Below are 24,172 nucleotides of genomic sequence, written 5' to 3'. Positions count from 1 at the left end.
GTTGATTTTTGTTTTAATTGCAAAAGCAACTCAAACAGTAACGCAATACAATTGTATACTATTGTTGCGTAGAAAATAAATAACTAGGTAGAGAACAGATTTAACTAACAATCAAAAACTCAAGTGCAATTATATTTTTCTTGATTGCTAATTTAAACTATAATATCAAAAAACCCATCTTTTTTTTTGATTTTAACGTAGTTTAAACACAAACGCATCCAAATTTTTAATTTTTCTGCACATTTTGAATACCAATTTGATGCTTTTTTAAAAAATATGCATTCTTTTCGCTACTAGCAAATCTGTTAATAAATTGAATTTCATGAGGTAGCCCTGATGGAAGTGGAAAGCCTTTTGAAGCAGAATTGCCTATTTTTCCAGAATAAAAAGAGCGACTAAAAGAAGCTCCTTTTTATCTTGGAAAAAAGCAATTGTGCAAAAAAGCTTGAAACAGACAGCAGGAAACAGCTCCTAAAAAAAAAGTGTTCAGTAATCAGTCACAGTCTAGAATAACTGCAAACAAAATTACTAAACACTTTATATTTTAAACTGACCACTATAAACGGGTCACTTAATACTTCTTAATTATACTTTTCCGGCCGCGGCAATCAAGTTTAATGCTGAACCAGCAACGAACCAACCAATTTGTCCTTCGTTGTAGGTGTGGTTTGCCAAGATGATATCTTTGGTTCCATCAGCGTGAACAAATTCTAATGTTAATGGTTTTCCTGGAGCAAAATCAACTAAATCAGTGAAGTTGATCGTGTCATCTTCCTGAATTTTGTCATAATCCGCTTCGTTAGCAAAAGTCAATCCTAGCAATCCTTGTTTTTTCAGGTTTGTTTCGTGAATACGTGCAAATGATTTTACCAAAACCGCTTTCACACCTAAGAAACGAGGTTCCATAGCGGCATGCTCACGAGAAGATCCTTCCCCATAATTATGATCACCCACCACAATTGAAGGAACGCCAGCTGCTTTGTAAGCTCGCGCTACAGCGGGAACTGCATCATAAGTACCAGTCAACTGATTTTTCACTGTATTTGGTTTTTGGTTGAATGCATTGATAGCACCGATCAACATATTATTAGAAATATTATCTAAATGTCCACGGAAACGCAACCATGGTCCAGCCATAGAAATGTGGTCTGTTGTACATTTTCCGAAAGCTTTGATAAGCAGTTTAGCGCCTGTGATGTTTTTTCCATCCCAAGGCAAGAACGGAGCTAATAACTGTAGTCTTTCTGAAGTTTCACTAACAGAAACCTGAACCCCTGAACCGTCTTCGGCTGGTGCTTGAAAACCGGGATCTTCCGCATCAAAACCTCTTGGTGGCAGTTCATTTCCTGTTGGATCGTCTAGTTTTACTTCTTCTCCATTTTCATTAATTAAAGTATCCGTCAACGGATTGAAACTTAAATCTCCTGCAATTGCCAAAGCGGTTACTAATTCAGGCGAACCTACGAAAGCCAAAGTATTTGGATTTCCATCGGCACGTTTTGAAAAGTTACGGTTGAAAGAGTGAACGATTGTGTTGCGCTCTTCTTTTTCAGCACCTTCTCTATCCCACATCCCGATACATGGTCCGCACGCATTTGCAAATACAGTCGCTCCCATTTTATCAAAAATATCGATAAATCCATCACGTTCTATAGTATATCGAACCAATTCAGAACCTGGAGTAATGGTAAATTCCGATTTAATTTTTAGGTTTTTATCCGTAACTTGTTTTGCAATAGAGGCGGCACGAGCAATATCCTCGTAAGAAGAGTTCGTACAAGAACCAATCAAACCCACTTCAATTTTCAAAGGCCAGTTATTTTTGATGGCTTCCTCTTTCATTTTAGAAATAGGCGTTGCTAAATCTGGTGTAAAGGGACCATTCAAATGCGGTTCTAATTCGTCTAAATTAATTTCGATTACTTGGTCAAAATACAATTCTGGATTAGCATATACTTCTGCATCACCAGTTAAATACGGTGCAATTTTATCGGCAGCATCGGCAACATCAGCTCTGTCTGTAGAACGCAAATAACGACTCATGGAATCATCATACCCAAATGTAGAAGTTGTTGCGCCAATTTCGGCACCCATATTACAAATGGTACCTTTACCAGTACATGACATAGCGGTTGCGCCTTCCCCAAAATATTCAACTATTGCCCCCGTTCCACCTTTTACAGTAAGAATTCCGGCTACTTTAAGAATAACGTCTTTTGGAGCTGTCCAACCAGAAAGCTTACCCGTTAATTTTACTCCAATTAATTTTGGGAATTTTAATTCCCAAGCCATTCCTGACATTACATCAACAGCATCAGCACCACCAACACCAATTGCGACCATTCCTAAACCACCTGCATTTACCGTATGAGAGTCGGTTCCAATCATCATTCCACCTGGGAATGCGTAATTCTCAAGTACTACTTGATGAATAATTCCTGCTCCTGGTTTCCAAAAACCAATTCCGTATTTATTAGATACCGAAGAAAGGAATTCAAACACTTCATTACTCTGCGTTTTTGCTCTGGCCAAATCCGTCACCGCATCCACTTTAGCTTGGATCAAGTGATCACAATGTACCGTTGTAGGCACAGCTACTTTAGATTTACCAGCGTGCATGAATTGTAACAACGCCATTTGAGCAGTAGCATCTTGACAAGCCACTCTATCTGGAGCAAAATCAACATAATCAGCACCACGTGTAAAAGCTTTTGATGGCATTCCGTCCCAAAGGTGATTGTATAAGATTTTCTCGGTTAAAGTAAGTGGATGTCCAACTATTTCGCGTGCTTTATCAACACGAGTTGTCATGTTGTCGTACACTTTTTTAATCATTTCAATATCAAAAGCCATAATGTATAGGATTGTTTGTTATGTATAATAAAAATTCAAGTCTTTAATAGTCACAAGGTACAAAAAATAGAGAAACTATACCCATAAAAAAAGCCTAAGTCTTTTGGGAGACTCAGGCTTTTTGATATAATTAACAAATACTTGTTAATACCTTACCAATAATTTATGAGATGGCGCAAACTGTGTTAGATTGATTCCTTTCACCGCTGCTTTATATTCTTCAAGAGTTGGAGTTCTGCCTAAAATTGTAGACAATACCACAACTGGTGTAGATGAAAGCAATGATTCTCCTTTTTTACCCTCTGTATCCTCAACAACTCTTCCTTGGAAAAGACGCGTAGAGGTTGCCATAACTGTATCGCCTTTGGCTGCTTTTTCTTGGTTACCCATACATAAGTTACAACCGGGACGCTCTAGATACAAAATATTTTCATATCCGGTACGAGCAATGCCCTTTGGAGCATTGTCATCAAATTCGAATCCAGAATATTTTTGCAACACTTCCCAGTCACCTTCTGCTTTAAGTTCGTCTACAATATTGTATGTTGGTGGCGCTACTACAAGCGGCGCTTTGAACTCTACTTTACCGTATTGCTCATCGATATTTTTTAGCATTTGAGAAAGAATCTTCAAATCTCCTTTATGTACCATACAAGAACCTACAAAACCAAGATCTACTTTTTTCACACCCCCGTAAAAAGAAAGTGGTCTAATGGTATCGTGCGTGTAGCGCTTAGAAACATCCACGTTATTCACATCTGGATCTGCAATCATTGGCTCCACAACGATGTCTAAATCAATAACAACTTCCGCATAATACTTTGCATTAGCATCTGGAGTCAACGCTGGTTTTTCACCAGATTGAATTGCTGCAATTCTATTATTTGCGATAGCGATCAATCCTTTTAGCACTTGCTTTTCGTTGTCCATTCCTTTATCAATCATGATCTGGATTCTACCTTTGGCAATTTCTAATGATTCAATCAAAGTGTCGTCCTCAGAAATACAAATAGAAGCTTTCGCTTTCATTTCTGCCGTCCAATCCGTAAAAGTAAAGGCTTGATCCGCAGTAAGGGTTCCTAAATGAACTTCAATAATGCGTCCTTGAAATACATTTTCACCGCCAAATTGCTTCAACATTTGAGATTGTGTAGCATGCACCACATCACGGAAATCCATGTATTTTTTCATGTCACCCTTGAAAGTCACTTTTACTGATTCTGGAATTGGCATAGAAGCTTCACCAGTAGCCAATGCAAGAGCAACGGTACCTGAATCAGCACCAAAAGCAACTCCTTTTGACATTCTGGTGTGCGAGTCACCTCCAATAATAATTGCCCACTCATCTACAGTAATATCATTTAGCACTTTGTGAATTACGTCGGTCATAGCGTGGTATTCTCCTTTTGGGTCACGAGCTGTAATCAAACCGAAATCATTCATGAATTTCATCAATCTTGGAATGTTTGCCTTAGATTTATTATCCCAAACTGATGCTGTGTGGCAACCGGATTGATATGCACCGTCAACGATTGGTGAAATCACAGTAGCAGCCATAGACTCTAATTCTTGAGAAGTCATCAAACCTGTCGTATCTTGGGAACCAACAATGTTTACGGTAACACGAACGTCAGATCCAGCGTGCAAGACTTTCCCTGGCGTTGAACCAACAGCATTTTTATTAAATATTTTTTCAACGGCTGTAAGACCTTGTCCATCTATAGAAACTTCTTTGGATGGAGCAAAAACGGGAACAATAGCAATCCCTAAAGTCTTAGAAGCAAACGTTTGTAATTTTTTTCCAAAAACAATCGCGTAAGAACCACCAGCTTTGATAAATTCCATTTTCTGAGGTGTAAATGCCTTAGAAATATCGATCAATTCTATATCGCCATTATATAATTTCTTTGTTTTAGTGTTGATGGTTAGCACCGTTCCAGTAGCTACAGAATACGCTTCCTCTAGAACCACATCACCACTTTCGTTGCGAATTGGATTTCCATTATCATCTAATTTCTTTACCCAGTTTTTAAGGTCAAGACCAATACCACCGGTTACATCAACAGTAGTTAGGAAAATTGGAGAAATTCCGTTTGTTCCTGCAACAATTGGTGCAATATTTATAAATGGAACATAAGGACTTGCTTTTTTACCAGTCCAAAGCGCCACATTGTTCACACCTGACATTCGCGATGAACCCACACCCATTGTTCCTTTTTCAGCAATCAACATGACGCTTTTGTCAGGATGTTGCGCTTGCAATGCTTGAATTTCATCCTGAGCTGCAGGAGAAATCAAACATTTACCATGAAGCTCACGATCAGATCTGGAATGCGCTTGGTTCCCCGGTGACAATAAATCAGTTGAAATATCTCCTTCACCAGCAATATAAGTAACTACTTTTATTTCCTCTACTACTTCTGGAAGCTTTGTAAAAAACTCCGCTTTAGCGTAGCTTTCTAAAATTTCCTTAGCAATTTCATTTCCGCTTTTATAAGCTGTTTCTAGACGATTAGTATCTGCTTCGTAAAGAAAAAATTGTGTTTTAAGTACCTGTGCTGCATCTTTAGCAATGGTAGCATTTTCGCCTAAAGCCAAGTCAAGTAGCACCTCAATAGAAGGTCCACCTTTCATGTGAGACAATAGCTCTAAAGCAAAAGCTGGAGTAATTTCTTTTATAACTGATTCCCCAAGAATAATCTCCTTTAAAAAAGCAGCTTTTCTGCCGGCAGCAGGGGTGGTTCCCGGGACCGTATTGTAGATAAAGAAGGTAAGAGAGTCTTCGCGATCTGCGTTATCTACATCTTTAATTTGTGTAATGATTTCGCCCAATAATTCAGCCCCATCAATTGGCTTTGGATGCAATCCCTGCCCTTTTCTTTCTTCGATTTCCTTTAGATAATCGTTATAAATGCTCATAATACAATTGTTTTCAATGTTAAAGGCTACTTCTTTTGATCCTCTCAAAATTAAAAGCCATACTATCTAGTTTTTATTTATGAGGCAAATTTAGTTCTTTAAGATGAAATCTAAAAAAATTTAATGGACGTGGTGTTTTCAAAAGATATTATTACCTAATACTGATTTTTACTGTTTAAAAATGATAAAATTTAAAAAATTTAACAAAAAATTGATTAATCCATAACTAATCAAATACATTCTTATCATTTCTGAAATACAAATAATAAGATAATTAAGAAAACGTTGTAGTTACTCCCGAAAATCAAGCTAAAAACAATAAAAAAAGCATTTAAAACAACTTTGTAATTATCATTTCCTCGGTGATACCTTCGGCATCTGCTTTGTAGTTTTTGATTATTCGGTGACGAAGTATTCCTATCGCCACTGCTTTGACATCTTCGATATCGGGAGAAAATTTTCCGTTGAAAGCCGCATTGGCTTTTGCAGCCAAAATCAAATTTTGCGATGCTCTTGGTCCTGCTCCCCAATCGAGATAATTTTTTACAAACTCATTTGACAACGGATTATCCGGACGCGTTTTACTAACTAAGGTCACTGCATATTCTATAACATTATCCGCCACAGGAATTCGGCGAATCAAATGTTGAAAATCTATTATTTCTTGAGCGGAAAACAATGGGTTTATCGTGTTTTTTTCATCAGAGGTTGTGCGTTTTACTACTTGAACTTCCTCTTCAAATGAAGGATATTCTAATTTTATAGCAAACATAAATCGGTCTAATTGTGCTTCGGGCAAAGGATACGTTCCTTCCTGCTCAATTGGATTTTGTGTCGCCAAAACAAAATAGGGCAAATCTAATTTATAATTTTCCCCCGCAATAGTAACAGAACGTTCCTGCATGGCTTCTAATAATGCCGCTTGCGTTTTTGGCGGCGTACGATTTATTTCATCTGCCAAAACAATATTGGAAAAAATAGGCCCTTTTATAAATTTAAACTGACGGCTTTCATCCAAGATTTCACTTCCAAGTATATCCGAAGGCATTAAATCCGGTGTAAACTGAATTCTCTTAAAATCAAGACCTAGGGCTTGCGCCAGCGTATTTACCATCAAAGTTTTGGCTAATCCGGGAACGCCTACCAACAATGCATGACCACCAGAAAAAATACAAAGCAAGATTTGATCTACCACAACATCCTGACCTACAATGATTTTTGCGATTTCTTTTTTTAGTTCATTTCTTTTTTGGACTAAATTATGTATTGCTGCTACGTCTGACATGTTTGAAGTATTTTAAAATTAAAAAGAGTTAGCCTTATGAAATCATAAAACTAACTCTTTTTCTTTATTTAACGAAAACTTTTTTACTGCAAATCTACCCGCAAAAGGCAAAAAAGAAGACTACTTTTTAAGCCAATTATTTGCAAAATCACAGTCTCTATATTCTCCAATGATTTTGATATAAGTTTCTTTTATTTTTTCATTAAACCATTTTCCTATAGCTGTAATTTGCTTGTTCTTTAAAGCCAATTCTTTAATTTTAATATAATCCTTGGCGTAATCAGCGGTATGTTCATCAATTCTATTGGTAACTGTGATTAACTTGAATTTCTTCTTTCCTTCCTCTCCTTGGTCTAATATAGGAACAGAAACTTGGTTTGCTTTCAAATTAGACACTTGACTGTAAAAAGTAGGATCCATTTTTGTCAATTCAAAACGAGTATCCTGTGTTTGCGGGTTGATTAATGCTCCTCCATTGGCTCTTGTTTCTTTTTCATCAGACAATGTTCTGGCTGCTTCCGCAAAAGTAATTTCTTTATCTTCAATTCTTTTTTTGATTAAAATAATTTTTTCTTTCGCTTCATCCAGCGCTGTTTCAGTAATCGTTGGCGAAAGTAAAATATGACGCAATTCTATTTCCTGTCCTTTAATTTTTTCTACATAAATAATATGATATCCAAAATCTGTTTCAAAAGGAGCTGATATTTCACCTTCCTCTAAACTGAAAGCAACCTCTTTAAATTCTTTTACAAATGGTGTTTTGCGATTCATTTTGTAATATCCTCCATTCGATCTAGATCCCGGATCTTGAGAATATAAAACTGCTTTAGTAGAAAAACTAGACCCTTCTTCAATTTCCTTTTTGAAACCATTCAATCGATCAATAACTTTTTGTTTATCTTCGGCCGAGATTTTAGGCGTAACCACAATTTGTGCCACTTCTAATTCCACTCCAAAGGTTGGTAAATCAGCTTTAGGAATAGTCTTGAAATAATTACGAACTTCTTCTGGAGTAATTTCTACTGCTTCAACGATCTTATTTCGCATTTCAGAACTCAACTTTCCTTCTTTTAGAATATCAGAGAAATAGGTTCTAAATTCTTCTTCAGAATCCTTTTTATAATATTGAACAACTTTTTCTAAAGAACCAATTTTTTCAATCATATAATTCAATCGGTCTTCCATCATTCCTTTCACCTCTGAATCTGTAACTACGATACTATCTTGAATTGCTTGATGCGCATACAATTTATCTTCTAATAATTTTCCTAGCATTTGACATCTTGAAATATCATTAACAGAACCTCCTTGTGTAGAAATTTCAAGAAATGACTTGTCAATATCTGAATCTAATACAATATAGTCTCCCACAGTTGCTATCACTCCATCAATTTTAAGTTTTCCGGTCGATTGTATCTTTTTAGCAGGAGCGATAACCGAGTCCTTAATAATTTCTTGAGCACTTGTTATGACACTTGTAAAAAGCAAAAGAAAAAAAGTCAGTGCAATTCTATTATTAATAGATTTCATTTGTATTATATTTATTGGCATTATTATAATTTGTATTAAATGTAAAACATCCCGGTCGTGCTATTTTTAAATTTATATATATCCAGAATAATTTTGGCAAATATACACTTTAAGAATCAAGTATTGAACTGCTTTAGATAATACAATGCAGCAACTTTCTTCAAATTTAAAACGAACAAAAATAGCAATTCAATTAGATAATACAAGTTTCCTAACTAGTATTAACAAAATATTATAAAGACATTTAATATTTAACTTGGCATGCCCCTAAGCTATCAACAATCTGACTGTTAGAAGTAAATGTTGATTCTAATTTCCAAAATCTAAAACCTTATAATTACCACCAAAGTGTTTCTTCATATTATAATCCTCATCTCTAAATTAAAAACTACTACTACAACCAGTTTCAATTGCAATCACATCAAAAAATAATCTCAATAAAATTCAATAACATTACCATAAAAGGCAAGGTATATTTTCTTAAAAATCTTATTTTAAGAGCGCTAAGTAAAAAGTTCTCAACACTACAACGTTTTCGCTATAAAATAAAACAGCACTAATGCTTCTACTATAAGAATTTACATAAATTAGCTAAAAAAAATATTGTTTTGTTTAAAAAATAGATATAAAAATATAGTTATGCTACTTTTTAGCGATAAATACTTTACTATTCACAAAATTATTTAGTTTGAAATTCCTAAACCTACGAAAAAAATCTAACACAACGGTTTATTTCCTATTCTGTTATTTAATTACTCCTACCCAAATCTATTACTTAACCCCAAATTATTCTTATTATGAAAAAACAAAAATTTAAAATTTGTTTGTTAACCGCTTTACTCGTTGGCTTGTACTCGTGTAATTCGAACGATGATTTTGTAACCAATTCAACAGAAGCGGCTGCACAATTCAAAGTTATTAATGTTACAAATCACGATGGACGCCCCTTCAGCACCGGAAAACAATCAAACACAACAGGCCGATACGTTGCAAATCCTGGTGGCGGTGTGATGATGCAGGCATTTTATTGGGATGTACCAGCCGGTGGAACCTGGTGGAATACTGTTAATTCAAAAATAACGGCGTGGTCAAATGTTGGAATTGGTTCCATTTGGCTTCCGCCGGTTTCAAAAGCTCAAAACGGACCGTTTTCTATGGGTTATGATCCTACCGATTACTTTGATTTTGGAAATTACAACCAAAATGGTACCGTGGAAACAAGATTTGGTTCCCGCACAGAACTCGAAAGTCTAATCACCAAAGTTCATACCGAAAATATGCAAGTGTACGCCGATATGGTACTAAACCACAACAGCGGCGGGCAATTAGAAAACAATCCATTTACAGGGACGCAAACATATACAAATTTCACTGGTGTTGCTTCAGGAAAATTTAAGAGAACTAGCGCTGATTTTTATAAAAATTCTTATGGAAATAATGATGAAGGCGCTTTTGGAGGCTTTCCAGATTTAGCGCATGTCGTTCCAAATGTACAAGACTGGCTTTGGAAAAGAACAGACGGTGTAGGTAAATATTACAAAAACACAATGAAATTTGACGGCTGGAGATTTGATTACGTGAAAGGTTTTGCTCCATGGGTAATAAAAGATTGGAATGCAAACGTTGGCGGTTTTTCTGTTGGCGAATTATGGGATTCTAACGTGAACCTATTAAATGATTGGGCGAATAATGCCAATAGTTCTGTTTTTGACTTTGCCTGTTATTACAAAATGAATGATGCATTTGACGGAAATAATTTAAACATTTTGAATGATGACATGATGTGGAAAAGAAATCCCTATAAAGCAGTCACCTTTGTAGCCAACCACGACACCGATGAAATTTGGAAAAAAGAGTTAGCGTACGCTTATATTTTAACTCACGAAGGATATCCAACAATTTTTTACAAGGATTATGAGGAATGGTTGAACAAAACAAAAATGAACAATTTAATCTGGATTCACAATCAAAAGGCGACAGGAAATACCTCCATTTTATTTACAGACACTGATGAATATATCGCTCGAAGAAATGGCTATAATGGAAATCCTGGTTTAGTGGTTTACATCAACAATTCATCCACTTGGCAAGAAAGATGGATTCAAACCAATTGGACAAACGCACAAATCAAAGATTTCACTGGAAATTCGACTTGGTTACCAACAACACAAGGTGATAAATGGGTTAAAATTCAATGTCCGCCAAACGGCTATTCTATTTGGTCCATCAATATGTAATACATGAATGTCCTCAAGGCTGTCTAAATCAGGCAGCCTTTTTGGTACCTATACTAAATCTTCGCAATTTTGATAATGAATTAAAATCACCTGAATTGCAACTTCAAAACCCACCTACTCCAATTAGCGTATGCATTTTTTTTAATTGGCATTTATAAATAGTACTTTTGCAAACTATTTATACAAATATGGGCTTTTTAGAAGAAATACAACGCAGAAGAACTTTCGGGATTATCTCACATCCTGATGCTGGAAAAACAACACTTACTGAGAAACTCCTCCTTTTTGGTGGTGCGATTCAAGAAGCAGGTGCGGTGAAGAATAACAAAATTAAAAAAGGGGCTACGAGTGACTTTATGGAAATTGAACGCCAAAGAGGAATTTCGGTTTCTACCTCAGTTTTAGCATTCAATTATAAAGACAAAAAAATAAACATTCTCGATACGCCAGGACACAAGGATTTCGCTGAGGATACTTTTAGAACTTTAACTGCTGTAGACAGCGTTATTGTTGTAGTTGACGTTGCTAAAGGTGTTGAGGAACAAACAGAGAAATTAGTAGCTGTTTGTAGAATGCGAAAAATTCCAATTATCGTATTCATCAACAAATTAGACCGAGAAGGAAAAGACGCTTTTGACTTGATGGACGAAGTGGAACAAAAACTGGGTTTAACAGTTACACCATTAAGCTTCCCAATAGGAATGGGTTATGATTTTCAAGGAATTTATAATTTATGGGAAAAAAACATCAACTTATTTAGCGGAGACAATCGTAAAAACATAGAAGAAACGATTGCTTTTTCCGATGTTCAGAATCCAGAATTAGAAAAAATCATTGGTCAAAAACCTGCTGATAGATTGCGTGAAGAATTAGAATTGATAGACGAAGTTTATCCTAAATTTGATCGTCAGGATTATCTTGACGGGAAACTACAGCCTGTATTTTTTGGTTCTGCTTTAAATAATTTTGGTGTAAGAGAATTATTGGACTGTTTTGTTCAAATTGCTCCTTCACCAAGACCAAAAGATTCCGAAACACGCTTAGTAGATCCAAAAGAAGAGAAAATGACTGGATTTGTTTTTAAAATCCATGCCAATATGGATCCAAAACACAGAGATCGTCTGGCTTTTATAAAAATTGTTTCAGGAACTTTTGAAAGAAACAAACCGTATTATCACGTTCGCCAAAAGAAGAATTTAAAATTCTCCAGTCCAAATGCTTTCTTTGCAGAAAAGAAAGAAATTGTAGACATCTCCTATCCTGGAGATATTGTTGGTTTACATGATACCGGAAATTTCAAAATTGGAGATACGTTAACCGAAGGAGAAATCATGAGTTTCAAAGGAATTCCGAGTTTCTCTCCAGAGCATTTCCGATATATTAACAATGCTGATCCAATGAAAGCCAAACAATTGGATAAAGGAATTGATCAGTTAATGGATGAAGGTGTAGCGCAGCTATTTACATTAGAAATGAATAACCGAAAAATCATTGGAACAGTTGGAGCACTTCAATACGAGGTTATCCAATATCGTTTAGAACATGAATACGGTGCAAAATGTACGTATGAAAATTTTCCGGTTCACAAGGCATGCTGGGTAAAACCAAACGACCCAAAAAGCGAAGAATTTAAAGAATTTAGAAGAATTAAACAAAAATTCTTGGCTCATGATAAGTATGGACAATTAGTATTTCTGGCTGATTCTGATTTTACAATTCAAATGACACAAAATAAATATCCGAATGTAAAACTATTCTTTACTTCAGAATTTGAATAATATTTAAGCTAAAAAACGATCTCTGGATGACAATAAGTCCTCCAGAAATGAAAGTAAAAAAACTCCATAAAAAAACGCTAATTAAAAAATTAGCGTTTTTTTTATGTCTTTTAAAAATTATTTTTAGTTTAAGCCACCATACTTTCTAAACTTACTGCCTTTTTCAAAAAAGCTTTGATTAACAAACGATTTGGCGCTGTACCTGAAGTAATAACTTGTTTTTTAGTATTTATTCCTTCAGTAGATATCGTAGTGTTTGGATCTTGTTTAGAACCCATAAACCACAATACAAAGTTCAAACTATTCGAAGATGAAACTGCAGAAACATTGTCTTGTTTAGTGGTAGTAGTAACTTCAATTGTATTTGCATCAGCTACATTTTTTGTAGTTTGAGCAAAAACAGCAGTATTAGACACTAAAATAAAAGCAACCATTAGGAAGCCATTTAAAATGACTTTTTTATTTGCTTCTAAAGAAAAATATTTCATAACAATTCGTTTTTATAATAGATAGAATGCTTTTCTCTATCTCGAGAGCGAAAGTATAGCATTTATAAACGGACGGAAAATATTTTCGATGAAGGACCATAATACTCGTTTAAAGAACAAATTTGTTATAAACAAGCTAGATTTAACTAGGAGTTAATGTTGCAGTATTGAATAACAACGCAAACTTAAAGTTGAAAGATGTTTAGACTCAAATAATAACAGTGCACAAACTCAGAAAATAGTGCTGTTATTACCAGAGCGTACTGGGGAAATCGAAGTGTATATTGAAATCTAATTTGTAATACCCTAAAAATCATTTCAATCAAGAGTGGGTAAAATTTTAAAATTTGAAAGCTAAAACAACTCTTCTTCATTCAAGAATAAATTATAAATAAAAAAGGCTCCATTTCTGGAGCCTTTTAAGAGTATTATGCTTGTCCCGCAGGACCAAAATTAAGCGGAATTGGTGCTTGTTCAGTGTCTTTTATTTCGCCATGAGCGACTTCAAAACGGTGAATATTTTCTCCAATTGCTTTTAGCAATCTTTTAGCATGTTGAGGCGTCAAGACAATTCTTGATTTCACCTTAGCTTTAGGAATACCTGGCATGATGCTTACAAAATCTAAAACAAACTCTGATGAAGAGTGATTTATTATTGCCAAATTGGAATAAATTCCTTCAGCAATTTTTTCGTCTAACTCAATATTAATCTGCTCTTGTTGTTGATTAGAATTACTCATATTAATAAATATATTCTTCTTTGTTAGCCATCATATCATTGTAATCTTCTTTTGAACCTACAATCGTATTATCATATTCTCTCATACCTGTTCCAGCAGGGATTCTATGTCCTACAATTACATTTTCTTTCAATCCTTCTAAGTAATCGATTTTACCTGCAACAGCAGCTTCATTCAATACTTTAGTAGTTTCTTGGAAAGATGCAGCAGAAATAAACGATTTAGTTTGCAACGATGCTCTTGTTATACCTTGTAAAACTGGTGTTGCTGTTGCAGTAACAACATCACGAGCCACAACAAGATTTTTATCTGTACGTTTCAATAAAGAGTTTTCATCACGCAACTCACGAGGCGTAATAATTTGACCTTCTTTTAATGCACTAGAATCTCCAGCATCTTCAACCACTTTCATACCGTATAATTTATCATTTTGAACGATAAAATCTTTAGTGTGAATTAATTGATCTTCTAAGAATAAAGTATCACCTGGATCTTGTACTCTTACTTTACGCATCATTTGACGTATTACAACTTCAAAGTGTTTGTCGTTGATTTTTACCCCTTGTAAACGGTATACTTCTTGAATTTCATTAACCAAATACTGTTGAACAGCTGCTGGTCCTTGAATTCTTAAAATATCATCCGGAGTAATTGCACCATCAGATAACGGTACACCAGCTCTTACAAAGTCATTTTCTTGAACTAGAATTTGGCTTGATAATTTAACCAAGTATTTTCTAATATCACCGAACTTAGATTCGATAACAACCTCACGGTTTCCTCTTTTGATTTTTCCAAAAGAAACAACACCATCAATTTCAGAAACAACTGCTGGGTTTGAAGGATTACGAGCTTCTAACAACTCTGTAATTCTAGGTAAACCTCCTGTAATATCTCCTGATTTAGAAGAACGACGTGGAATTTTTACCAATACCTTACCTGCTTTAATTTTCTCCCCGTTTTCAACCATCAAGTGGGCTCCAACTGGTAAGTTATAAGAACGAATCAATTCATTGTCTTTACCGTAAACCAATAAAGTTGGAATTAATTTTTTAGCTCTAGATTCAGAAATTACTTTTTCTTGGAAACCAGTTTGCTCATCAATTTCAACCATGAATGATTGACCTTGCTCTAATTCTTCGTAAGCAATTTTACCGGTAAATTCAGAAACGATAACTCCATTATATGGATCCCATTTACAAATCACATCTCCTTTAGCAACAGATTGACCGTCTTTAACGAAAATACTTGAACCGTAAGGAATATTATTTGTACTTAATAAGATACCCGTTCTTTCATCAATTAATTTCAATTCAGTAGAACGAGAAACTACAATATCAACGGAATTACCATCACTATCTTCTCCTTTAACCGTTTTTAAATCTTCAATTTCAAGTTTACCATTAAATTTGGTAATGATACTTGATTCTTCAGAAATACCACCCGCAACCCCACCAACGTGGAATGTACGTAATGTCAACTGTGTACCAGGCTCTCCAATAGATTGTGCTGCAATTACACCAACTGCTTCACCTCTTTGTGTCATCTTACCAGTAGCTAAATTTCTACCGTAACATTTTGCACAAATCCCTTTCAACGCTTCACAAGTTAATGGGGAACGCACTTCCACTTTCTCGATTGGAGAAGCGTCAATTGCTTTCATTATAACTTCTGTAATTTGTTGTCCAGATTCAATTAAAACTTCATTATTCAAAGGATTAATAAGGTCTTGTAAAACAACACGTCCTAAAATTCTTTCTCCTAATGATTCAACAATTTCCTCATTTTTCTTCAATGCTGAAACTTCAACACCTCTAAGAGTACCACAATCTTCGATATTAACAATAACATCTTGAGATACATCATGCAATCTTCTTGTTAAATATCCTGCATCGGCAGTTTTCAATGCCGTATCCGCAAGACCTTTACGCGCACCGTGAGTAGAAATAAAGTACTCAAGGATCGAAAGACCTTCTTTAAAGTTAGAAAGAATCGGGTTTTCAATAATTTCACCACCACCAGCAGTCGATTTTTTTGGCTTAGCCATCAAACCACGCATACCAGTTAACTGACGAATTTGTTCTTTGGAACCCCTTGCTCCAGAATCAAGCATCATATACACTGAGTTGAAACCTTGTTGGTCTTCTCTAATGTTTTTCATTGCTAACTCTGTCAATTGAGCATTTGCTGAAGTCCATACATCAATAACTTGGTTGTAACGTTCGTTATTGGTAATAAGACCCATGTTATAATTCGCAGAAATACCTTGAACTTGTTCTCTGGCGTCTGCAATTAATTTTGGTTTTTGATCTGGAATTCTAATATCACCTAAAGAGAATGACAATCCACCTTTGAAGGCAAATTTGTATCCCATGTCTTTCATGTTATCCAAGAAAGCCGCTGTTGTAGGTACATCAGTAGAACTTAAAACGTGACCAATAATGTCTCTAAGATTTTTCTTAGTCAATACATCATTGATATATCCAGCTGCTTCCGGTACTACTTCATTAAATAATACACGACCCGCAGTTGTTTGAATAATTTTAAAAACTAATTCTCCAGCTTCATTGAAATCCTTAGCTCTAATTCGAACACGAGCATTCAATTCTACTCTACCTTCATTCAAAGCAATATTTACTTCTTCAGCAGAATAGAAAGTGATTCCTTCTCCTAAGATAGTTTTCTCAGGTGTTGACAAACGTTCTTTGGTCATATAGTATAGACCCAAAACCATATCCTGAGAAGGTACCGTAATTGGAGCTCCATTTGCAGGATTCAGAATATTGTGAGAACCCAACATTAAAAGTTGTGCTTCCAAAATAGCTTCTGGTCCTAAAGGCAAGTGAACTGCCATTTGATCCCCATCAAAATCCGCATTAAATGCAGTACAAACTAAAGGGTGCAATTGGATTGCTTTTCCTTCAATTAATTTTGGTTGGAATGCTTGAATACCTAAACGGTGCAAAGTAGGAGCACGATTCAGTAATATTGGGTGACCTTTGATTACATTTTCAAGGATATCCCAAACTACAGGCTCTTTCTTGTCTATTATTTTCTTAGCTGATTTAACCGTTTTTACAATACCTCTTTCTATCAATTTACGGATAACGAAAGGTTTGTATAATTCTGCTGCCATATCTTTTGGGATACCACATTCAGACAATTTCAATTCAGGTCCAACAACAATTACCGAACGAGCAGAATAATCCACACGTTTTCCAAGTAAGTTTTGACGGAAACGTCCTTGTTTACCTTTAAGGGAATCAGATAATGATTTTAATGGTCTGTTTGATTCTGTTTTTACTGCAGAAGCTTTACGGGTATTATCGAAAAGTGAATCTACCGATTCTTGCAACATACGTTTTTCGTTTCTTAAGATAACTTCAGGAGCTTTAATCTCCATTAATCTTTTCAAACGGTTGTTACGGATGATTACACGACGGTATAAATCATTTAAATCTGAAGTTGCAAAACGACCACCATCAAGTGGCACAAGCGGACGCAATTCTGGTGGAATAACGGGTACCACTTTCATAATCATCCATTCCGGACGATTCTCACGGTTCAAGTTAGACTCACGGAAAGATTCCACAACTTGCAATCTTTTTAATGCTTCCGTTTTACGTTGTTTAGACGTTTCATTGTTAGCATTATGTCTTAATTGGTAAGACAATTGATCTAAATCAATTCTTGCCAATAAATCCATAATACACTCTGCTCCCATTTTGGCAACAAATTTATTTGGATCAAAATCATCAAGATATTGATTGTCAGCAGGAAGTGTATCTAAAATATTTAAATATTCTTCTTCTGTCAAAAAGTCAAGTCTTTGTAATGATTCCCCTTCTGCATTTTTAGCAATACCTGCTTGGATTACTACGTATCTTTCGTAGTAGATAATCATATCTAATTTCTTAGAAGGAAGACCTAGGATATAACCAATTTTGTTTGGAAGAGAACGGAAATACCAGATATGAGCAATTGGCACAACAAGGTTGATGTGACCTACTCTGTCTCTACGTACTTTTTTCTCCGTAACTTCAACACCACAACGGTCACAGATGATCCCTTTGTACCGTATTCTTTTATACTTACCACAAGCACATTCAAAATCTTTTACTGGTCCGAAAATACGCTCGCAGAAAAGACCATCACGCTCTGGTTTGTGCGTTCTGTAGTTGATGGTTTCCGGTTTCAATACTTCACCTCTTGATTCTTTCAAAATCGATTCAGGAGAAGCAAGGCCTATTGAGATTTTATTAAACCTTTTTACAGGGTTTTTATCTTTATTGTTATTATTTCTATTATTCATCATAGTTTTTACTATTGATTTATTTGCAATTAAAAAATTGATTTTATGGAGACGTAGCCATACTACTTCTCGACATACTACCACGGATTACTTCTCTAAACTTCAAATAAAAATTTTGAAGTGCTAATTATAAAATCTTTTGAGATTTTATAAAAAATCGGAACGGGTTACGGGTCTAAATCCTAAAAACTCTTATAAATGAGTAATCAGTTTTCAGGTATTGCTACCTGAAAACTGAATACTGAAAACTTTTTTTATTCTTCTAAACGAATGTCAAGTCCAAGACCTTTCAATTCATGCATTAATACATTGAATGATTCTGGTAATCCTGGTTCTGGCATAGACTCTCCTTTTACGATTGCTTCGTAAGTTTTAGCTCTACCAATAACATCATCAGACTTAACAGTCAAGATTTCTCTAAGCGTACTTGATGCTCCATAAGCTTCAAGTGCCCAAACCTCCATCTCTCCAAAACGTTGACCTCCAAATTGAGCTTTACCTCCAAGTGGTTGTTGAGTAATCAACGAGTATGGACCTATAGAACGTGCGTGCATTTTATCGTCAACCATGTGTCCAAGTTTCAACATATAAATTACTCCAACTGTTGCCGCTTGGTGGAAACGCTCTCCTGTACCACCATCATAAAGATAAGTATGTCCGAAACGTGGCACTCCAGCTTCATCAGTCAATGCATTGATTTGATCAAGAGATGCTCCGTCAAAAATTGGAGTAGCAAATTTTCTACCCAAGTTTTGTCCAGCCCAACCCAGTACCGTTTCATAAATTTGACCAATGTTCATACGTGAAGGCACCCCAAGTGGGTTCAATACGATATCAACTGGTGTTCCGTCTTCAAGGAAAGGCATATCTTCATGACGAACGATACGAGCAACAATACCTTTGTTACCGTGACGTCCCGCCATTTTATCCCCAACTTTCAATTTACGTTTTTTGGCAATATATACTTTGGCTAATTTCAAGATTCCTGCTGGCAATTCATCACCAACAGTAATAGTGAATTTCTCTCTACGCAATGCACCTTGTAAATCGTTTAATTTAATTTTATAGTTGTGAATCAAATCATTAACCATTTTATTAGTTGCATCATCAGCAACCCATTGCCCTTTACTTAAGTGAGCAAAATCTTCTACAGCATAAAGCATTTTTTGAGTGTATTTTTTACCTTTTGGTAAAACTTCTTCACCCAAATCATTCATTACCCCTTGAGATGTTTTTCCGTTTACGATCAAGAAAAGTTTCTCTACTAATTTGTCTTTTAATTCAACAAATTTAACTTCAAACTCCATTTCAAGTGCTCCTAAAGCATCCTTGTCCTGAGTACGTTTACGTTTATCTTTAACTGCTCTTGCGAACAATTTTTTATCTAAAACAACACCATGTAAAGAAGGAGACGCTTTTAATGAAGCATCTTTTACATCACCTGCTTTATCTCCGAAGATTGCACGAAGCAATTTCTCTTCTGGAGTAGGATCTGATTCTCCTTTTGGAGTAATTTTTCCGATCAAAATATCACCAGGTTTAACCTCGGCTCCAATTCTAATCATACCATTTTCATCTAAATCTTTAGTAGCTTCTTCAGAAACGTTTGGTATATCGTTCGTCAATTCTTCGTTACCTAATTTAGTATCTCTAACTTCTAATGAATAATCATCTACGTGAATAGAGGTAAAAATATCGTCACGAACTACTTTTTCAGAAATTACAATCGCATCCTCGAAGTTGTATCCTTTCCATGGCATAAACGCTACTTTAAGGTTACGACCTAAAGCTAGCTCCCCATTTTGAGTTGCATACCCTTCTGATAATACTTGTCCAGGAACCACTCTATCCCCTTTTCTTACGATAGGTTTCAGGTTGATACTTGTACCTTGATTGGTCTTTCTAAATTTAATTAGATTGTATGTTTTTTCATCTGGCTCAAAACTAACCATTCTTTCTTCTTCAGAACGATCGTATTTGATAGTGATAATATTGGCATCTACATATTCTATAACTCCATCTCCTTCAGCATTAATCAATACTCTAGAATCAGAAGCTACTTGACGCTCTAAACCAGTTCCAACAATAGGAGCTTCAGGACGAATTAATGGTACGGCCTGACGCATCATGTTAGATCCCATCAAGGCTCTATTCGCATCATCATGTTCCAAGAAAGGAATCAAAGAAGCGGAGATAGAAGCAATTTGATTTGGTGCAACGTCTGTATAATCTACTCTAGTAGGTTCGATTACTGGGAAATCACCTTCTTGACGTGCAATTACGTCTTCGGCAGTAATTTTTCCTGTAGCATCCATTTGAATGTTTGCTTGAGCAATCAACATTCCTTCTTCTTCTTCAGCACTTAAGTACACAGGAGTAGAAACTAAATCTACAGTTCCATTAGTTACTTTACGGTACGGAGTTTCAATGAAACCCATTCCGTTTACTTTAGCATAAACACCAAGAGAGGATATCAAACCAATGTTTGGTCCCTCAGGAGTTTCAATTGGACATAAACGTCCGTAATGCGTATAGTGAACGTCACGTACTTCAAATCCAGCTCTTTCTCTTGAAAGTCCACCTGGTCCTAGTGCAGATAATCTTCTTTTGTGCGTAATCTCAGCAAGTGGATTCGTTTGATCCATAAACTGTGACAACTGGTTTGTTCCAAAGAAAGAGTTGATAACTGACGATAATGTTTTTGCATTAATCAAGTCAATTGGTGTAAACACCTCGTTATCTCTAACGTTCATACGCTCTCTAATGGTTCTAGCCATACGTGCTAAACCAACACCGAATTGTTGAGACAATTGTTCACCAACTGTTCTTACACGACGGTTTGATAAGTGATCAATATCATCAATCTCTGCTTTAGAGTTGATCAATTCAATCAAATATTTTACGATAGTTATGATATCTTCTTTGGTCAAGACTTGCTTTTCCATTGGAGTATCCAACCCTAATTTTTTATTAATTCTGTAACGACCTACTTCACCTAAGTTATAACGTTGGTCAGAGAAGAACAATTTATCAATAATACCACGAGCCGTTTCCTCATCAGGCGGTTCAGCATTACGCAATTGTCTGTAAATATGTTCAACAGCCTCTTTTTCAGAGTTTGTTGGATCTTTTTGTAGCGTATTATGGATGATGGCATAATCACCTTGATTAGCATCTTCTTTATGCAACAAAATAGATTTAACGTTAGAATCGATGATTTCTTCTACATTATCTTTGTCGATAATTGTATCTCTATCAAGGATTATTTCGTTACGTTCGATAGAAACGACTTCACCTGTATCTTCATCAACGAAATCTTCATGCCATGTATTTAATACACGAGCAGCTAATTTTCTACCGATATATTTTTTTAGACCTGTTTTAGAAACCTTAATTTCTTCAGCAAGATCAAAAATCTCTAGAATATCTTTATCTCTTTCAAAACCAATTGCTCTAAAAAGAGTGGTAACTGGTAATTTTTTCTTTCTATCGATATAAGCGTACATTACACTATTAATATCTGTAGAAAATTCTATCCAAGAACCTTTGAAAGGAATTACTCTAGCAGAATATAATTTTGTTCCATTCGCATGGAATGATTGACCAAAGAAAACACCCGGTGATCTGTGTAATTGAGAAACAACTACACGTTCGGCACCATTAATAACAAAAGTACCACTTGGCGTCATATAAGGAATTGTACCAAGATATACATCTTGAACAATAGTTTCAAAATCTTCGTGTTCTGGATCTGTACAATACAGTTTTAACCTTGCTTTTAAAGGCACACTGTAAGTAAGACCTCTTTCTATACATTCTTGAATGGTATAACGTGGAGGATCTACAAAGTAATCAAGGAATTCTAATACAAAGTTATTTCTTGTATCAGTAATTGGGAAATTTTCCATGAAGGTATTGTAAAGCCCTTCGTCACCTCTTTCGTCAGATTTAGTTTCTAATTGAAAAAAATCTTTAAACGATTTAACCTGAACATCTAGAAAATCTGGATAGTCAGGAATATTTTTTGTAGAGGCAAAATTCAATCTTTCAGTCTGATTTGTTAGCATCAATGGACAAAATTTTGATTAAAAAAGTAATTTTTTTATGTATAAATAATATTTTATTTATACTTTTCTTTGTAACCATTACATCTTTAAAAACCAATTTAAGATAACTACTTTCTTATTATCTGTTAATTTTTTTTCCTCGTAATGGGTAAAAGGATAATATTTAAAAGGCTATTATGTACTTGTACAAGCTAGACTTTTGTTATACGAAAAATGGTTTAGGTCTTTGGATATGAATCCAAGACCTAAACCTAATTCTCAAAAAGAGTTAAACTATTTAAGTTCAACCTCAGCTCCAGCTTCTTCTAAAGATTTTTTAAGCCCTTCAGCTTCTTCTTTAGAAACACCTTCTTTAACGTTACTTGGTGCGCTATCTACTACATCTTTAGCTTCTTTCAAACCTAAACCTGTAAGTTCTTTAACTAATTTTACAACTGCTAATTTAGAAGCACCTGCTGCTTTTAATACCACTGTAAATTCAGTTTGAACATCTTCAGCAGCAGCATCGCCACCTCCTGAAACTACTACAGCTGCAGCAGCTGGTTCGATTCCGTATTCATCTTTTAATATTGTTGCTAATTCGTTAACTTCTTTTACCGTTAGGTTAACTAATTGTTCTGCGAATTGTTTCAAATCTGCCATTTTTTCTATCGTTTTAAAATGATTTGTAAAAATATAATTTATTTATTGTGCGCTTTTTATTTAATAAAAATTTAGAATTGACTCTAATTTCTATTATGCTTCTACTTCTTCTGTAACCTCTTCGCTTTTCGCAAATTGGTTTTGAAGAGCAGAAATAACTCTTTGTGCTGGTGCTTGCAACAAACCAATAAGTTCGCCAATAAGCTCTTCTTTAGATTTGATAGTTGCTAACGCATCTAATTGATCGTCACCAATATAAATTTCAGCATTAATATAAGCTCCCTTTAACACAGGTGTAGCAGATTTTTTTCTGAAATCTTTAATAATTTTTCCAGGTGCATTTGCAACGTCTGAAATAAAGATAGCACTGTTACCTGTCAAAACTGAAGGTAAATCACCATAATCATTAGCAGAAGCCTCCATTGCTTTTGCAAGCAATGTATTTTTTACAACCTCTAATTTTATACCTGCTTTAAAACAAGCCCTTCTCAAGTTTGAAGTAGTCTCTGCATTCATACCAGAAATATCAGATACATAAACAATGTTTGTACCGGCTAACTGTGCAGTTAAAACTTCAATCGCGATTGATTTTTCTTCTCTAGTCATACTAAAAATTTTTAACTACCAATTATACTGCTTTAGGATCCAATGCAATTGCAGGACTCATTGTGCTAGTTAGGTAAATACTTTTAATGTAAGTTCCTTTAGCCGCAGTTGGTTTAAGTTTGATTAATGTTTGAATAATTTCGTGAGCATTGTCAATGATTTGTTCTGTTCCAAAAGAAACTTTCCCAATTCCTGCATGCACTATACCAGTTTTATCAACTTTGAAGTCAATTTTACCAGCTTTAACCTCAGCAACAGCTTTTGCAACATCCATAGTTACAGTACCTGTTTTAGGGTTAGGCATTAAACCTCTAGGTCCTAAAATACGACCTAATGGACCTAATTTACCCATAACAGAAGGCATTGTGATAATTACATCAACATCTGTCCAACCATCTTTGATTTTTTGTAAATAATCGTCAAGACCAACAAAGTCTGCACCAGCCGCTAAAGCTTCCGCTTCTTTATCTGGAGTAACCAATGCTAATACTTTAACGTCTTTACCAGTTCCATGAGGTAATGTTACCACACCTCTAACCATTTGATTCGCTTTTCTTGGATCTACACCCAAACGTACTGCGATATCAACAGACTCATCAAATTTTGCAGAAGCAACTACTTTTATCAATGCCGCAGCATCTTTAAGAGAATATAGTTTGTTCTTTTCAATTTTTGAAGCAGCCTCTTTTTGCTTTTTTGTCAATTTTGCCATGTC

13 protein-coding genes are annotated in these 24,172 nt (G+C 35.2%); 2 read left to right on the top strand and 11 right to left on the bottom strand.

Annotated features, from left to right (window positions below):
- Window positions 1-585 precede the first annotated feature (585 nt).
- From E0F91_RS07915 to E0F91_RS07900, 4 genes are all read right to left on the bottom strand, one after another.
- Complete coding sequence (locus E0F91_RS07915) at window positions 586-2,853, bottom strand: aconitate hydratase (protein ID WP_132065752.1); 2,268 nt, start codon at window positions 2,851-2,853, stop codon at window positions 586-588.
- Window positions 2,854-2,997: 144 nt separating this feature from the next.
- Entirely contained in the window at window positions 2,998-5,772 is a 2,775-nt protein-coding gene (locus tag E0F91_RS07910; protein WP_132065750.1) for a bifunctional aconitate hydratase 2/2-methylisocitrate dehydratase, read from the bottom strand.
- A gap of 331 nt (window positions 5,773-6,103) precedes the next feature.
- The gene (locus E0F91_RS07905; RefSeq protein ID WP_132065749.1) at window positions 6,104-7,057 is read right to left on the bottom strand and encodes an AAA family ATPase; all 954 of its coding nucleotides are present in this window, start codon (window positions 7,055-7,057) and stop codon (window positions 6,104-6,106) included.
- Between the two features lie 120 nt (window positions 7,058-7,177).
- A complete protein-coding gene (locus tag E0F91_RS07900) occupies window positions 7,178-8,608 on the bottom strand; it encodes a peptidylprolyl isomerase (protein WP_132065747.1) in 1,431 nt (476 codons plus the stop codon).
- Between the two features lie 776 nt (window positions 8,609-9,384).
- Between E0F91_RS07900 and E0F91_RS07895 the strand changes: the two genes are divergently transcribed.
- Both E0F91_RS07895 and E0F91_RS07890 read left to right on the top strand, forming a co-directional pair.
- Window positions 9,385-10,824, top strand: a complete 1,440-nt coding sequence (locus tag E0F91_RS07895) for an alpha-amylase (protein WP_132065745.1) — start codon at window positions 9,385-9,387, stop codon at window positions 10,822-10,824.
- A gap of 188 nt (window positions 10,825-11,012) precedes the next feature.
- Window positions 11,013-12,602, top strand: coding sequence for a peptide chain release factor 3 (locus E0F91_RS07890; RefSeq protein ID WP_132065743.1), 1,590 nt, complete (start codon window positions 11,013-11,015; stop codon window positions 12,600-12,602).
- Window positions 12,603-12,730: 128 nt separating this feature from the next.
- On the opposite strand, the gene E0F91_RS07885 is transcribed toward E0F91_RS07890, so the two are convergent.
- The 7 genes from E0F91_RS07885 to rplA form a co-directional block, all read right to left on the bottom strand.
- Window positions 12,731-13,090 (bottom strand): hypothetical protein, encoded by a 360-nt coding sequence (locus tag E0F91_RS07885; RefSeq protein ID WP_132065741.1) that lies wholly within the window; start codon window positions 13,088-13,090, stop codon window positions 12,731-12,733.
- A 428-nt stretch (window positions 13,091-13,518) separates the two neighbouring features.
- Window positions 13,519-13,830, bottom strand: a complete 312-nt coding sequence (locus E0F91_RS07880; RefSeq protein ID WP_073354716.1) for a DUF3467 domain-containing protein — start codon at window positions 13,828-13,830, stop codon at window positions 13,519-13,521.
- Between the two features lies 1 nt (window position 13,831).
- The gene (gene rpoC, locus E0F91_RS07875; RefSeq protein ID WP_132065739.1) at window positions 13,832-18,145 is read right to left on the bottom strand and encodes a DNA-directed RNA polymerase subunit beta'; all 4,314 of its coding nucleotides are present in this window, start codon (window positions 18,143-18,145) and stop codon (window positions 13,832-13,834) included.
- Between the two features lie 251 nt (window positions 18,146-18,396).
- Window positions 18,397-22,209 carry a DNA-directed RNA polymerase subunit beta gene (gene rpoB, locus E0F91_RS07870; RefSeq protein WP_132065737.1) on the bottom strand — a complete coding sequence of 1,271 codons (3,813 nt, stop codon included), beginning with the start codon at window positions 22,207-22,209 and terminating at the stop codon, window positions 18,397-18,399.
- A gap of 273 nt (window positions 22,210-22,482) precedes the next feature.
- The gene (gene rplL, locus E0F91_RS07865) at window positions 22,483-22,851 is read right to left on the bottom strand and encodes a 50S ribosomal protein L7/L12 (protein WP_132065735.1); all 369 of its coding nucleotides are present in this window, start codon (window positions 22,849-22,851) and stop codon (window positions 22,483-22,485) included.
- A 93-nt stretch (window positions 22,852-22,944) separates the two neighbouring features.
- Entirely contained in the window at window positions 22,945-23,457 is a 513-nt protein-coding gene (rplJ, locus tag E0F91_RS07860; RefSeq protein ID WP_132065734.1) for a 50S ribosomal protein L10, read from the bottom strand.
- A 22-nt stretch (window positions 23,458-23,479) separates the two neighbouring features.
- Complete coding sequence (gene rplA, locus E0F91_RS07855; RefSeq protein ID WP_066082291.1) at window positions 23,480-24,169, bottom strand: 50S ribosomal protein L1; 690 nt, start codon at window positions 24,167-24,169, stop codon at window positions 23,480-23,482.
- Between the last annotated feature and the right edge of the window lie 3 nt (window positions 24,170-24,172).

This window comes from Flavobacterium sandaracinum (assembly GCF_004349135.1).
In the GTDB taxonomy this organism is placed as follows: Bacteria; Bacteroidota; Bacteroidia; order Flavobacteriales; family Flavobacteriaceae; genus Flavobacterium; species Flavobacterium sandaracinum.
The sequence above is the reverse complement of the archived record's forward strand: the minus strand, read 5'-3'. Positions and strand labels throughout refer to the sequence as shown.